Genomic DNA, 14864 nt, shown 5'->3' on the forward strand with positions numbered 1-14864 from the left:
TCGATGTGGCGCCGTCCCTAGCAATTGCGGCGCACCGGCTCAACCATGGCGGGTCAGGTGCCGCAGAAGGTTTTGTAAGGGACAGCGTCTTTCGGGGCTGGCGCGGCGAACCGTTCGTACCCGGGCCGGATGACATGCGGATGTCGAACGACCTCAAGCAGTTCGAGCCATTGCGCAAGATCGCCTGCCTCCGCCGCGTCCAGTGCAGCTTCGACCAGATGATTGCGCGGGATATAGAGCGGGTTCACCGCGTCCATTGCGTCCGCGTGTTCGAGCGGTCCCTTCGTCTCATGCGCGATACGCTCCCACCACTGAGCGATCCACGGCGCCATTGCATCGCGGGCCGGAAGCAGGCTTTGGAGCATTGCTTCGTCGCCGCGCAGGAGCATCGCGATTGCTCGAAAGAAGGACGTGAAATCCACGCCATGCTCTTCGAGTTCGTCGAAGAGCGTATCGATCAATTCGCCGTCGTCGGTGCCCTCGCCGCCCAGTCCCAGCTTTTCCCGAACCCGGGCATGCCATATCGTGCGGAAACGGACAGGAATGGCTTCGACCAATGCCTTTGCCGCGTCGACGTCTGCGGGCGACACCCGGTGGATCGCGGGCAGCAATGCCTCGGCAAAGCGCGCCATGTTCCAGTGCAATATCTGCGGCTGGCGGCCATAGGCATAGCGGCCGTTGGCGTCGATCGAGCTAAACACCGTGTTCACCGCAAAGCGATCCATGAACGCGCACGGCCCATAGTCGATCGTCTCGCCGCTGATCGCGACATTGTCGGTGTTCATGACGCCGTGAATGAAGCCGACGCCCAGCCACTGCGCGACCAGTTCGCATTGCAGGCCGATGACGCGATCGAGGAGCGCAAGCGACGGGTTGGCGGCTTCGGCCAAGTCGGGAAAATGGCGGCGAATGCTGTAATCGGCGAGCTGGACGACATGATCGGCACCGAAATGCGCGGCAAAAAACTGGAAGGTGCCGACGCGGATGTGGCTGCTCGCAATGCGGGTCAGCACCGCGCCGGGATGCGCGCGCTCGCGCTGGACGCGGTCCCCAGTCGCAACGGCGGCGAGCGCCCGCGTCGTCGGGACGCCCATCGCCGCCATCGCTTCCGACACCAGAAATTCACGCAGCACGGGGCCGATCGCGGCCTTGCCGTCACCATTGCGCGAGAAGGCGGTCGGCCCCGACCCTTTCAACTGGATGTCGAAGCGCGCGCCGTCGGGGGCGATAATTTCGCCCAGAAGCAGCGCGCGGCCGTCGCCGAGCTGCGGTGAAAAATGCCCGAATTGATGACCGGCGTAGGCAAGCGCGAGCGGGTTGGCGCCGTCGGGAAGCCCCTGCCCCGACAATATTCGCACTAGCTCTGCCATGTCGGCGCTGTCGACTTCGAGCCCCAGTCGCTCCGCCAAGGGATGATTGAAAGTCAGAAGCGCGGGCGCCGACGGCGTCACGGCTTCGGCGGGGGCGTAGAAGCCCTCCATACGGTCGTGAAAGCTGTTGTCGAACGCAAAATCCATAGCACTATGTCGAGCCTTGTCGTCGCGATTGCAAGATTTAGGCGCCAACAATTGCCCGCGGCGAGCACAGGCAACCGGCAATTTCCGACATTCAGGCTGCATACGCGCAACAACATCCGCGGCGACGCGGCTAAGAAGCAAAGTAATGAAGGTTTCAAACCGGCGGTGCGGGCTATATCGGCAGACACATGCTGGACCAGTGGCTCGGCGCGAGGCACGAGGTTTACGTTTTCGACAATTATTGCAACAGTTCGCCCGTGCCGCTTACACGGGTTCGCCAACTCACCAATCGCGACTTGGTCGAGGTCGACGACGACCTCCGCGATCCACCGAAGTGTGTCTCGCCTTCAAACCCGACGCTATAAAATTCGCGGGACAGAAAGCCGTCGGCTAATCCAATGCGGTCCCGCTGCTTTGCTATCAGACCAACGTTACCGGCACGATGGACCTGCCCGGCGCGATGGATGCAGCGAGCTGTCGCCGAATCGACTTTTCATCGTCGTAACGATTTATGACGAAGCGCAATATCTTCCCTTCGACGAGGGCCACCCGATTGCGCCGACTAATCTCTATGGCCTAACGAAGGCGATGACTGAAGGGGTGAGCCGCGGCTGGATCGCCACTCACGCCCAGCGCATCGGCAGTGCTGCGCGAATATTTCAACCCGGTGGGCGCGCGTGAATCGAGCCGCATCGGCGAAGATCCGCAAGATACGCTCAGTAGTCTGGTGCCCTACGGGGCACAGGTTTCGGTTCTACGCCGTGCGAAGCTTTCCATTTTCGGCGACGAGTATCCGACCCGCGATGGCACCGAGGAGCGCGATTCTATCCACGTTGTCGATCTCGCGCGGCGCATCTCGCTGCACTCGATTACAACGACGAATGGACGGCTTGCGCGGCATCCACGTCAGCGCCGGACACGGCGGCATGGAAATTCAACGAAACGTTTCTCAAAGGCTGCTCAATCGACGTGGATAATCAGAGCGATATGCGGCACGACTTTACTATCGACGATATCGTCGCCGGCATCCTGCTGGCACTCATTCACGCGCCTCGCGACGACGGCCAGATCAAGCCGGGCGGGTTCGCCACGCCTCTCCGCTTTTATAATGTCAGCAATAACCCGCCCGAACAGTTGATTGATCTGATCGGCGCGATCTAACGGGCGTACGGGCGCAGGGCGAGATCAATATGCCGACGATGCAGGACGGCGACGTCTATCAGACGCTTGCCGACATCGGCGATATCGCGCGCGATCTGAGCATTGCACCGACCACTCCGATCGACGTAGGCATCTCCTCTTGGTCGAATGTCACTTGCCAAACCGGAAAACGGCCGGTTCAATGCCACCCGAATAGACTACAATTCCATTGTATCGCACGCCGGTGAGGCCTAAGGAACGCGCGATAAGAACTTTCGTAGCTCTCGGTTCTTGATGGCGCTTGACCATCAGGCCTGTTGAGCTGTTCGGAAACTCGCTGGAACGTTTACCTTGGCTTTTGCTATGCAAATATTGTCGTCCGGAGATAGACGGTGGGGTTGATACATAGCTCTGTCGTGTCCAACCATGCGCACGCACCCTCACGATCGACGGTCTTGGCCCATGGCACGTTGCAAGTCGCGCTGACGCTGCTGTTTGGAGTGATAGTCCCGCTTCTGGTCTATGGCGTCTTGTATCCGTCGGCGATGGCGGCGCGCGACATCGCGCAATTTACGATTACCTTGTCGGCAGGCGCGGCGATTGCGGGGGTCATCGTCCTGACCCGCATGATCCGATATCCGGGGGTGTCACATGCCGGTACCATCCTGCCGGTCTTTGGTTCAGCCTATGGCATCGTCGTGGCGGCACTGCTAATTTTACGCGAACCATACAGCAACGCGATCCTGTTTCTGTGTTTCACTAGTTCGGTGGCGGTTCAATATGCGATCGCCGCGATGCTGAAACAGTCGGCCAATCCCGTTCATTATGTCGTGCCTGGCGGCCATGCATCGGCGATTACGCGCCTCCGCGATTGCCATTCGCATGTCTGGGCGACTCCCGACGCCCCGCTGCCCGCCGCAGCGATTGTGGTCGCCGATTTACATTACGACCATAATGATGCGTGGGAACGCCGCATGGCCGAGGCCGCGTTGGAAGGCGTCCCGATCTTTCATTATAAGCAGGTTCTGGAAGCGCTGACCGGTCGCGTCCAGATCGACCATTTGTCGGAAAATGTTCTGGGCTCGTTGATCCCCAGCAACAGCTATCACGGTGTGAAACGCGCGGCAGATCTGATCGGCGCGATCATCGCGCTGCCGCTTCTCGCGCCGGTGTTCCTAATCGCGGTGATTGCTATTAAGCTGGATTCGCCGGGCCCCGTCTTTTTCCGCCAGGACCGCGTCGGCTTTCGCGCAAAGCGTTTCAAGGTGCTCAAATTCCGGACCATGCGTCCCGCTGACAGCGCGGCGGACGACCGGAGCCGTGACGTTCGCGCAGCGATGACGACCACCGACGACGAACGTATCACGCGCCCTGGCAAATGGCTGCGCCGAACCCGAATCGACGAACTTCCCCAAGTCTGGAACATCTTGTGCGGCGACATGAGCTGGATCGGTCCGCGACCCGAAGCCTTGCCTCTGTCCGAATGGTACGGCAGCAAAATCCCATTTTACGCCTATCGCCATATCGTGCGTCCGGGGATCAGCGGTTGGGCGCAGGTCAATCAAGGCCATGTGACCGAACTTGAGGACATTCATACCAAGCTTCAGTATGATTTTTTCTACGTCAAACATTTTTCGTACTGGATCGACGTCATCATCATCGTTCGCACGATTGCCGTCGTTTTTAACGGCTTCGGCGCAAAATAATCGGCAACCACCCAGACGCGACAACACTCGCTTCTTCCGGCATAGTTTTCCACAGCAATCGCTAGATCCAAAGGCTCCCATGCTTCGTATCGTCGCCATCATAATTGCCACGCTCTCGCTCACCTATGCGGCATGGGCCAATTCGGCGAGCACGCTGTTCAGCAAATTTTCGCCGGAGCGCGGTTTGCGGCTGGACCCGGATTCGGCGCAGGCGCTGATGAACATGACCGACAAGGCTGCGGCAAAAAAGACCAAAACCGCTTTTCTAAAAATCGCGCGCGCAAACAGCATCGCAGCCCTGCGCAGCGAACCATTGTCATCGCGCGCGCTGCGTCAACTCGGTGTCTATTATGCCACGACGGGCGACGTCGCGAAGGGACGCAAGTTCGTCCAGATGTCGGCAAAGCTGTCGCACCGCGACACGCCGGGCCAGCTTTGGTTGATGGATGACTATCTGCGGGCCGATAAACCGCGGGAGGGGCTGCGGGCGATCGACATCGTCATCCGAACCCAGGCTGAAACACGCGATGCGGCCTATGCCGCGCTTGGCACCGCGCTTGCCGACGCCGAATTCCGGAAAGTCTTCATTCCCTACGTCCGGAATCAGCCGCCTTGGCTGAAGCCATTCATTCAATATAACGTCAGGCTGCAGCGGCCCGAGTTTCTGTCGCGGACCTTGATTCAGATGATGCCGCTGTCGCCGGGCGTACTCGATGAGCCAACCGCAAGCGAGTTGCTCGGCGCGCTGGTTGATCGCGGACCAATTGAAGACGCACGCCTGCTCTATCTGAAACTGCCCGGCACAAGCGCCAGAACACTTACGTCGATCTCTTTTGGCCGTCCCTCCAATACTTTCAGCTTTCCACCCTTCGGGTGGGAGACGATGAACCACGGTGATGTTCAGGGATTTGGCGACGTCGAGGACGGCAACGTCAGCATCGAAGGCTTAGCCATTCCCGGTCGCAGCGGCATTGCCGCCCGCAAATTACTTTTCCTGCGCCCCGGGACCTATCGCTGGACCGGCGAAGCCGATCTCAGCGGGATGAACGGCGGCGGATCGGTCAGCGTCAACCTGCTGTGCAACAAAGGACCAGGTCAATGGAACCGTTCGTCGAGCACGACAATCAAGGCGCGCGAAAACCAGTTCCTGTTCGCGGTGAACCCATCCTGCCCGGCCCAATTGCTGACTATCGATATTTCGGGCGCTGACACTCAGGTCGACGCGGCCATGCGGATCACCGATATGAAGCTTGTTCCCGCCAAAAATGTGTCGATCAAGACGGCGCCCGCTGCGAAATCGGAATCGCCGGCAAACGGCTCTTAATCGAACAGTCGCTGCAGCGACTGCAGATATGCCCCCGCACCCGGTGCCGTTTCGTCGACGGCCCAGGGCGCCGGCTCCTTGGCCGCCGCGGGATCAAACGGTCCAGCTTTGGTTTCGAGCAAAACCGCCGATCCGCTGAGCGCCACAATGCTGTGCCACTCGCCCGGCTCGATGATCACTGCGGGACAGTCGCCTCCCGCGACAAGGCGGATGCGACTGGTGATCCCACCCACAGCATCGAAGATCAGGCAGCCCATATCGCCCCGCAAGGCAATCAGCGTTTCTTCCTTTGGATCGGCGGCATGGCGGTGCGGGCGAATATAGCTGTCGTGCCACAGAAAATTGAGCAGACGCTGGCAGGGGTCGCTATAATCGGCATGCAGATTATGGTGCTGGCGCCGCCGCGTCGACTTCGCCGCCTGCCGGCCAATGTCGGCGATCAGTTCCTCGTCGATCGACTTCATCGCTGCGTCACCGCGTCGAGGATCTGACCGACCGCCGCGCGCGCCGAGAAGAGCTCGTTCGACAAGGCGCGGCAACGATCGGCAATCGCCGGGTCGGCAAGCTCGCGCTCGATCAATGCACTCGCCAGGCCCGGCAGATCGGCGCCGTCGGCGGCCACCGACACGCGCCCGACATTCCGCGTTTCGACCATCTTCTGCAGGTCGTTGCCGTCGTTGATGCTGGCGAGAACCGGCAGGCCTGCTTGCATATAGGTCAGGAATTTCCCCGGAATATTGTGGGTGCGGTGCCGGCTGTCGAGGCAGATCAGGCCCACATTGCATTGGGAATAGAGGCCCGGAATCTCGTCGGGACTGATTTCGTCGTGAAAGAGGATGGTGTCGGGGCTGCGCTCCGCCGCCAATTGGCTCAGCCGATCCGCCTCGCTGCCGCGTCCGACAAACAGAAAGCCGATATCATCGCGGTCTCGCATCGCAACGGCGCAATCGAGGAGCTTGTCCATCTGCTGTGCCACACCCATGTTGCCGGCGTAAACAAAGATCCGGCGGCCCGCGAGTTTCGTCGCCTCAAGATCGATGCTGCATCCCCGATCAGGGGCGTCGCCCAGCCAGTTCTGCAGGACTTCGAGCTGACATTCGGAGTGCGCCGCGCGAAAATCGTCAAAGAAGCTGAGGTTGCCCGGCGTCTGCACACCAATCACATCTGCACTGCGATATTGATAGCGCGCCACTTGGTCCAGCAACTGGAACGCCGGACCGCGCGAGATCAGCCCCATATCGGCGGCCCACTGCGGAAAAATATCGCGAATGATCAGGTAGGAGGCACAATTGTTGCGCCGTTTCAGCCAGCGAACGATCGGGCCGAGGAATATCGTCGGCGAATACCAAATGACGGCATCGTACGGGCGGCCCGCGATCGGCGACTTGCGATAATTTCGCTTCATCGCGAACGGCATCAGGAACTCGCCCGCCATGCGCCGGACATAACCGACATCCTTAGTTTTTGGTGATCGCAGGCGCGCGATGGTGACGCCATCCTGCTCGTCGATGCGAAAGGCGGACTTCAGGTCGGGGCTGGCGACGAGCACCGTTGTTTGATGTCCCTGCCGGACAAACTCGCGCGACAGGTCGCGCAACTGCACGGCGCCCGACGACCTGAGCGGCGGAAAGACATCGGCAACGATCGCAACGCGCATGGGCTGGCGATCAATATGTCTTCCACACGATGCGATTCACATAATCGACATAGCTGTGGAGGATGCGGACGACCTTGTCCGAGACGTTGGGCATTGCATAATCGCCGACAAGCCGGATCAACCGGTCGTCGCCGCGTGGCTGGTCGGCGAGGATATCAAGTCCCTGAAGTACGCGTGCGGGGTACAGGCCGACCATCATCGCCGCGGCTTCCTCCATGCCTTCGGGGCGCTCATGCGCTTCGCGGATGTTGAGCGCGGGAAAGTTGAGGATCGAGGCTTCTTCGTTGATCGTCCCGCTATCCGACAGCACTGCGCGCGCCGACATTTGCAGCTGGTTATAATCAGAAAAACCGAGCGGCTTCAGCAAGCGAACCCGCTCGCCGAACTGCACGCCCGCGGCGTCGATGCGTTTTTGCGTGCGCGGGTGGGTCGACACGATCACCGGCAGGCCAAATTTCGCGACGACCGCATTCAGCGTCTCGACCAGCCGCCCAAAGCTGGCGTCGGGTTCGATATTTTCCTCGCGATGGGCGCTGACCAGGAAATACTCCCCTGCCCGCAGCCCGTGCCGGTCGAGAACGTCCGACCCGTCGATCTTCGCGCGATAATGGCTCAGAACCTCAAACATTGGGCTGCCGGTCTTGATCACCATGTCGGGCGGCAGTCCTTCACGCAGCAGATATTCGCGCGCTATGTCGCTGTAGGTCATGTTGATGTCGGCAGTATGGTCGACGATCCGCCGATTGATCTCCTCGGGCACGCGCTGGTCGAAACAGCGATTGCCGGCCTCCATGTGAAAGGTCGGGACCTTGCGCCGCTTGGCGGGGATGACCGCGGTGCAGCTGTTGGTGTCGCCGAGCACTAACAGCGCGTCGGGGCGTTCTTGTTCGAGCAGCTTGTCGACCGCGATGATCACCCGTCCGATCGTTTCGGCACCGCTGGCCCCCGCCGCCTCTAGGAAATGGTCGGGCTTGCGGATGCCGAGATCGTCGAAGAAAATCCCGTTCAGTTCATAATCATAGTTCTGGCCTGTGTGGACCAGTGTGTGATCGCAATATTGATCGAGCTTCGCGAGCACGCGCGACAGGCGGATGATTTCGGGCCGCGTTCCGACGACGGTCATTACCTTCAGCTTGGTCATGGCTTCAGACGCTCCGCGCTATGGTGTCGGGACGATCGCGATCGAATATCTCGTTCGCCCACAGCATGACGACCATTTCGTCGTCGCCGACATTGGTGATGTCGTGGCTCCAGCCGGGGACTGTCTCGACGATCCGCGGTTCTTCGCCCGATGTGTCCAGCGCGAAAAACTCGTCGGTCAGGATGTGGCGAAAACCAAAGCGCGCGCGCCCCTTGATGACCAGGAATTTTTCGGTCTTGCTATGATGATAATGGCCGCCGCGGGTGATGCCGGGGTGCGCCGTGAAGAAGGAGAATTGCCCGCTGTCGGGGGTCTTCAACATCTCGACAAAGACACCGCGTGCGTCACCATGCACCGGCACCGCATAGCTGAACGCCTCGGTCGGCAGATAGCTGACATAGGTCGAATAAAGCGCGCGGACCAACCCCGTTCCCACGCGCTCGGTCGTCAGCGTGGCGCGGCTGTCGTGAAAGGCGCGGATCAGGTCGGCGACTTCGCCCACGGTGGTCTGATAGACCGGGTCGACCGCGCCCCAATGCAGTCCCGGCGACGCGGTGCGAAGCGTCGCCAGCATCGTCTCAACCACATCGTCGACATAAACGAGCGTGAGCGGCGCGGCGGGATCGTCGACCCGGATCGCCTCGCCGCGGGCGATGTTGTGACAGAAGGTCGCGACGGCCGAATTATAGTGGGGCCGGCACCATTTGCCAAACACATTGGGTAGCCGAAAGATCGTGCAGTTCTGCCCCGGCACCTCGGCCAGACGTGCGATGGCCTCTTCGCCCGCGCGCTTGCTGTCGCCATAGGGATTGTCGCGTTCAGCCTGGATCGACGAGGCGAACAGCAAGGGGATGGGGCGCGCCGCCGCGCGCACCGCGTCGCACAGGCTCGCGGTCAGGTCGCCGTTCACCTGCATGAAGGCGGCGGGGTCGGCGGGTCGGTTTTCGCCCGCGAGATGGACGATCGCGTCGGCAGCGGCGACCTTAGCTGACAACGATACCGCGTCGTCGGCGCGCGTGAAACAATCGAACTCAAACCCCTGCTCTTCGGCCAGTCGGACCAGCAATGTCTTGCCAATGAAGCCACTGGCACCCGTCACCAATATTTTCATGTCACTCCTCGGGCGCGATGCTGTCGCCGCGCGCCATTGCCTGCATGAAGGGAAGCTTCAGCAATAGCGCCGTCATGCCCTCTGCGTCGAGGCGCGTCGTGTTGTGCGAATTATATTCCTCGGCCTGCGAAATCTTCTTTTCGCCCTGCTCGACATATTTGCCATAGTTGAGATCGCGAAGATCGGGCGGAACGCGGAAATAGTCACCCAGATTCTCCGCCGCCGCCATCTCCTCGCGGCTCAGCAGCACCTCAAACAGCTTCTCGCCGTGACGTGTGCCGATCTCGTTGATCGGATGTTCGGGGACGCCGATCAGCTTGCACATCGCCTGGGCCAGCGCCGCGATGGTCGCGGCGGGCGCCTTCTGAACAAAGATGTCGCCCGGATTGCCATTCTGAAACGCGTACAGGACCAGCTCCACGGCATCGTCGAGCGTCATCATGAAGCGCGTCATATGCGGGTCGGTAATGGTTATCGGTGTGCCGGCGCGGATCTGATCGGCGAACAGCGGAATCACCGATCCGCGCGAGGCCATGACATTGCCGTAGCGCGTCGCACAGATGATCGTCTTGTCGCTGCTGCGCGATTTGGCGACGGCGACCTTTTCCATCATCGCCTTGGAAATGCCCATCGCGTTGATCGGATAGACCGCCTTGTCCGTGCTGAGGCAGATGACGCGCTTCACGCCGTTGTTGATTGCCGCCTCGAGGACATTCTCGGTCCCCAGCACGTTGGTCTTAACCGCTTCGAGCGGGTGGAACTCGCACGATGGAACTTGCTTCAACGCCGCCGCGTGAAAGATGAAATCGACCCCGCGAACGACATTGACGACCGACCCATAATCACGGACGTCGCCGATATAGAATTTCAGCTTCGGATTGTCGAAGCGCTTGCGCATGTCATCCTGCTTCTTCTCGTCGCGGCTGAAGATGCGGATTTCGGCGATTTCGGAATCGAGGAAGCGGCGCAGCACGGCATTGCCGAACGAGCCCGTGCCGCCGGTGACCAGCAGCGTGCGGCCTTCAAACAAGTTACGCGTCATTCCATACTCCGTGGTCGTCATGTGGCCGCATCGGATGCGGCGCTGCCCTGCCTAGCGCTTCTCCGCGCGCTGGACCAATACTCCGGCCACGAAACATTCGTTCGCGACCGCTCCGATCATCTCTACATCTGGATCAGTTTCTCGATATCGACGAGGCCGCCTGCGTGGGCGTCAGAATGAAACTGTCGCGCCGGATCGCCTTTATCAACAGCAGTCGCAGCGGGAGCTTCACCGGTTCGTCTGCGCCGATCCGGACGGCCTCGACCTTGAACCCAGCCTCGCGAAACAATGATATCCACTCAGCATGTGCGCGAAACCGGACCCCGACGCCGAAGGTATTCGCACGAAAGGCGGGGATGAACCGCGCGGCAAAACCCGCCATCGCCGACAGCAGCTGGCTGGAGGTTATCGCGTAGATCAACCGTCCGCTGACCGTTTCGACAAAGGATTCATATATATATTCATTGACGAAAACCGGAGTATCTCCGCCATTCCACGCAGCCAATGCCGCTATTTGCAGCGAGCGGGTACGCGTCTCGCCCCTCCCGACCAGGTGATGCAGGATCAGGTTGAAGCAGACGCAACCCTCATCGCCAGAAACAGGGGGGGTGAGCGCGTCGCCCAGTTGCGCCGGAACCGCGCGCGCTATGCACTGCGCGACAGATTCAGGGTCCATATCGACTACCCGTACCGGATAGCCGAACACTGCACGGATGCGCTCTGCAAAATAGCCGACGCCGCCACCGATATCGACGACGACACCATTATCAAGCGGGCTGGCCAGTTCTCCGAAATCGCGGGCTTGATCCTGAACGAACTCGTCATGGTAGAATTCGGCGACTTGGCCTGGAGAAAGTTTCTGTTGAAGTTCCATAGTCATCGCCGAAAATGATCCTATCGAAAAGTCATGACTCGCACGCTCGCCGAGCGCGGTGCATAGGGAAGCCCAAGGTCAAAAGGAAGCAATAACGACGATAATTTTGCCGTTTGGAAATTGGTCTCACGAGGCGATGGTATGGATTTCTATTATCGCAGGAGGGACTTATCGGGCAAGTTCTACACCACAGCGCCCAAACCCCACACGCCATTCAAAGCTAAAGCGATCGCAGGCTTCGGTCGCAACGGACGGAGAAATTATGAATTATCGCAATGGTAAGATCGAGCGGCGAACTATGCTGGCAGCGGCCAGCGCCTGGGCCGCATGGGACTCCAGCGGTCAGCCTAGTGCAGCCGAGAGCTCCACGCGATCCGCCGCGCCCGCGCTGGCGCAACATATCGCGGTGACCGACGGCGGCGATGTACAACAGGCGATCGCCGTCGCCCCCAATCCACGAGCCCTAATCGCGTCGACGCGCCCAACCCTGCCGGTTGGCTCGACGATACGGACCGCGAACGGATATCTCTATCGCGTCGCGCCGGCCACCGCGACAGACCAGCATTTGACGACCGCGGGCGGGGTCAAACTCTATATTGGCGATCCTTATGTCACACCCGACGCGTTGGGCGCGCCAGTCGATGGCGTAGGCGATGACGCCCCCTATTTCGAACGAGCGTTCAGAATCAGCCGCACAGTCCAATTGCTAGCGACGAGCCGCTATCGACTGGCAAGCGTTATCGGCCTTCCCAACCAGACGCTATATGACCGGGTATCGATGTTTCTGTTCTGCGGAGGCGCAACCATCGTTGCGAACAGCCCCTCGGTCGGAGGGGTGCCTGAGGCGATTTTTACGTCTGCCGCCGCCAAAGCCGCCCCGGAAAGCGGTGACAATCTGTACACCGGCAAGATCTTCGTGGTCGGCGGCAACTGGACCCAAGACCACCCCAGCGTGTTGTTCAACGGCGACCGCATTTATGATCTGCGGCTTTCGCAAGCCAGCTTCGCTCAGCTCGACACGGTGGTTAAATCATTTCGGGCAAAGGGCGCGGACTATCCAAATGGCTATATCCAGTCGCTAGGCATGTCGAATTGCCAGTTTTCCAATGTTCGGCGCTGGGTCGATGCAAAGGTGGGATTCGACCTCTCCTTCGATAATCTCGGCGGGACGAATTGCGACGGGGGCATTTATGTTGACAGCGTGACCGCCGATCCCGCTGTTATTTCGATACGCTGGAAGGATATCCGCTTTCAGGACGGCGGCTGCGCATTGGTGCTGGGAAAGGTCGTAGGCGGCCTTTTTGAAGGCTATTATGGCGAAACCAATGCCATTGGGGACGCGGTCATGGCCAGATGTGAAATATGGTTCAAGCGCGGTTCGGCTCCGAGTTCGGGCGTTTCCCTCGCATCGCTCCAGTTTCAGCCCTCGTCTACTCAGATTGCCGACCCCGATTATCGCGCTATTCGCTGGGACGATGAACGAAATCAACCGGGGACCATCGCCGCTCCGCCCAGTCTGAGGAACTGCTGGACTACTGGCGCGAACCTTATCACACCGGGGCGTGTCGTCGACTTTGAAGGAAACGGCGGAACAGAGTCACGCCTGCTGAAAAATGCGCGGGCGCCCATGTCTCCGCAAAGCGCGCGGCGTACGACAATAAGCGATGCCCGGATATATCTTGCGGCGAAGGAACTGCGCGCCGGTGTCTACACTATCGCCAAGATCAGTGTGGACGACATGCTCAACAATGTGGTCGATGCGTATCGCCCGACGCAGGGAGAAATCCGCGTGATGATGCAGCATCGCACCGGGGGTGGACAGGTTATCGGAACATCGCTCGCTGTCATCGATTTCGTGGCGATGACGGCGTCCGAGGGTGTGACCACAGCCAACAGAGTGAACGACGTCTATTGCGACTTCGCGCTCAAGAGCTTTCTGGCAATCCCCGGCGGCCTGCCGATTGACAAACTCGGCGCTCGAACCCAGCGGCATTTCACCAATCCTGTTCTCGCTGCAAAGCGGCTTGGCAACGACTATGTGTTAGCCCTGTCAGGATATGCGACCGTCTCGGTCCCGAATTACGGACCTGCAGATCGGATATATTCGTGCATTACCATGCACGCCGATGCGTTGAACGGTAGCAACGCCCTTACCAGCGCCATCACGATCGCGCCCTAGTTCGACATGACCGTTGGGCGCCGGGGATTCTCGAGATAAAGCGCCCGATATGAGGATGCTCGTTATTGCGCCGAGCATCGGGCGCCGTTAAGGGTAAGTTTATGCGTATATTCATCACAGGGGGCGCCGGTTTTATCGGGTCGGCTCTGATCAGGCACCTGATTGAGAACACCAATCATGAGGTGCTCAATTTCGACAAGCTGACCTACGCCGGTACATTGTCGACGGTCGAGTCCGTTGCCGACAATCCGCGCTACACCTTTTTGCAGGGTGACGTTTGCGACGATTATGCGGTGACGCGCGCGCTTGGCGCCAACTCTCCACATGTCATCACTCATCTCGCTGCTGAAAGTCACGTGGATCGGTCGATCGACGGTCCTCAGGCGTTCATCCAGACGAATATTGTCGGAACCTTCACCATGCTGAGGGCCGCTCATGCCTATTGGCGAACCCTCGATGACGCTGAAAAACAGGCGTTTCGCTTTCATCACATTTCGACGGACGAGGTTTATGGCTCACTTGGAGCCGAGGGTCTTTTCACCGAAGACACGCCATATGATCCGCGCTCGCCATATTCGGCATCCAAGGCCGGGTCGGATCACCTCGTGCGCGCGTGGGGACACACCTATGGGTTGCCCGTGCTCGTGACCAACTGCTCGAACAACTACGGTCCGTTTCATTTTCCCGAAAAGCTCATTCCGTTGATTATCGCGAGGGCGCTTTCGGGCAAACCCCTCCCCGTCTATGGCCGGGGGGAGCAGGTACGCGATTGGCTGTACGTCGATGATCATGCGCGCGCGCTTCAGGCCGTATTCGAACGAGGCGTGCCGCTCCGCACCTATAATATCGGCGGCAATAACGAGAAACAGAATATCGAGGTGGTTCGGACTATCTGCAGCATTCTGGACCGCTTCCGCCCCCGCGGCGATGGACGGAGCTATGCGGAGCAGATAAGCTTTGTAGCGGACCGGCCGGGCCACGATATGCGCTATGCGATCGACGCGTCGCGAATCTCCGATGAGTTGGGGTGGGAACCTGCTGAAACCTTCGATACCGGCATCGAGAAAACCGTTGCCTGGTATCTATCCAACGAAACATGGTGGCGTGATATCATTGCTAAGCATGAGGCTGACGAGCGCCGCGGCTTAGCAGCTTAGCGGCGACCAGCCACCC

General features: G+C 59.8%; 13 protein-coding genes. 6 read left to right on the forward strand and 7 right to left on the reverse strand.

What is annotated here, in order from left to right; translation table 11 throughout:
* Positions 1–53: 53 nt before the first annotated feature.
* The gene (locus ASD73_RS00185; protein WP_056370179.1) at positions 54–1517 is read right to left on the reverse strand and encodes a protein adenylyltransferase SelO; all 1464 of its coding nucleotides are present in this window, start codon (positions 1515–1517) and stop codon (positions 54–56) included.
* Positions 1518–1705: 188 nt separating this feature from the next.
* Here ASD73_RS00185 and ASD73_RS23490 point away from each other — a divergent pair, with 188 nt between their 5' ends.
* The 4 genes from ASD73_RS23490 (at position 1706) to ASD73_RS00200 (ending at position 5687) form a co-directional block, all read left to right on the forward strand.
* Positions 1706–1882: a hypothetical protein gene (locus tag ASD73_RS23490; protein ID WP_156377225.1), complete on the forward strand. Its 177-nt coding sequence runs from the start codon at positions 1706–1708 to the stop codon at positions 1880–1882.
* 604 nt (positions 1883–2486) lie between these two features.
* Positions 2487–2678, forward strand: a complete 192-nt coding sequence (locus ASD73_RS22625) for a hypothetical protein (RefSeq protein ID WP_056370178.1) — start codon at positions 2487–2489, stop codon at positions 2676–2678.
* 395 nt (positions 2679–3073) lie between these two features.
* Complete coding sequence (locus ASD73_RS00195; protein WP_327196905.1) at positions 3074–4363, forward strand: sugar transferase; 1290 nt, start codon at positions 3074–3076, stop codon at positions 4361–4363.
* 79 nt (positions 4364–4442) lie between these two features.
* Complete coding sequence (locus tag ASD73_RS00200; protein ID WP_056370171.1) at positions 4443–5687, forward strand: tetratricopeptide repeat protein; 1245 nt, start codon at positions 4443–4445, stop codon at positions 5685–5687.
* On the opposite strand, the gene ASD73_RS00205 is transcribed toward ASD73_RS00200, so the two are convergent.
* The 6 genes from ASD73_RS00205 to ASD73_RS22630 all read right to left on the reverse strand — a co-directional run bounded on the left by ASD73_RS00205 (position 5684) and on the right by ASD73_RS22630 (position 11512).
* Positions 5684–6151 (reverse strand): WbuC family cupin fold metalloprotein, encoded by a 468-nt coding sequence (locus ASD73_RS00205; protein ID WP_056370169.1) that lies wholly within the window; start codon positions 6149–6151, stop codon positions 5684–5686. The two genes, ASD73_RS00200 and ASD73_RS00205, sit on opposite strands and share 4 nt — an antisense overlap.
* Positions 6148–7344, reverse strand: a complete 1197-nt coding sequence (locus ASD73_RS00210) for a glycosyltransferase family 4 protein (protein ID WP_056370167.1) — start codon at positions 7342–7344, stop codon at positions 6148–6150. Before ASD73_RS00210 ends, ASD73_RS00205 begins: the two co-directional genes overlap by 4 nt.
* 10 nt (positions 7345–7354) lie before the next feature.
* Positions 7355–8485 (reverse strand): non-hydrolyzing UDP-N-acetylglucosamine 2-epimerase, encoded by a 1131-nt coding sequence (gene wecB / locus ASD73_RS00215; protein ID WP_056370165.1) that lies wholly within the window; start codon positions 8483–8485, stop codon positions 7355–7357.
* 4 nt (positions 8486–8489) lie between these two features.
* Positions 8490–9596: a UDP-2-acetamido-2,6-beta-L-arabino-hexul-4-ose reductase gene (gene wbjC, locus ASD73_RS00220; protein ID WP_056370164.1), complete on the reverse strand. Its 1107-nt coding sequence runs from the start codon at positions 9594–9596 to the stop codon at positions 8490–8492.
* A 1-nt stretch (position 9597) separates the two neighbouring features.
* On the reverse strand, positions 9598–10638 hold the full coding sequence (locus tag ASD73_RS00225) for a polysaccharide biosynthesis protein (RefSeq protein WP_327196889.1): 1041 nt from the start codon (positions 10636–10638) through the stop codon (positions 9598–9600).
* A 133-nt stretch (positions 10639–10771) separates the two neighbouring features.
* Entirely contained in the window at positions 10772–11512 is a 741-nt protein-coding gene (locus ASD73_RS22630; RefSeq protein WP_235534027.1) for a hypothetical protein, read from the reverse strand.
* Between the two features lie 262 nt (positions 11513–11774).
* On the opposite strand from ASD73_RS22630, the gene ASD73_RS00240 reads away from it, so the two are divergent.
* Both ASD73_RS00240 and rfbB read left to right on the forward strand, forming a co-directional pair.
* Positions 11775–13691, forward strand: coding sequence for a hypothetical protein (locus ASD73_RS00240; protein WP_056370158.1), 1917 nt, complete (start codon positions 11775–11777; stop codon positions 13689–13691).
* A gap of 101 nt (positions 13692–13792) precedes the next feature.
* Complete coding sequence (gene rfbB, locus ASD73_RS00245; RefSeq protein ID WP_056370155.1) at positions 13793–14848, forward strand: dTDP-glucose 4,6-dehydratase; 1056 nt, start codon at positions 13793–13795, stop codon at positions 14846–14848.
* Positions 14849–14864 lie beyond the last annotated feature (16 nt).

Source organism: Sphingopyxis sp. Root154 (assembly GCF_001427105.1).
Lineage (GTDB): Bacteria > Pseudomonadota > Alphaproteobacteria > Sphingomonadales > Sphingomonadaceae > Sphingopyxis.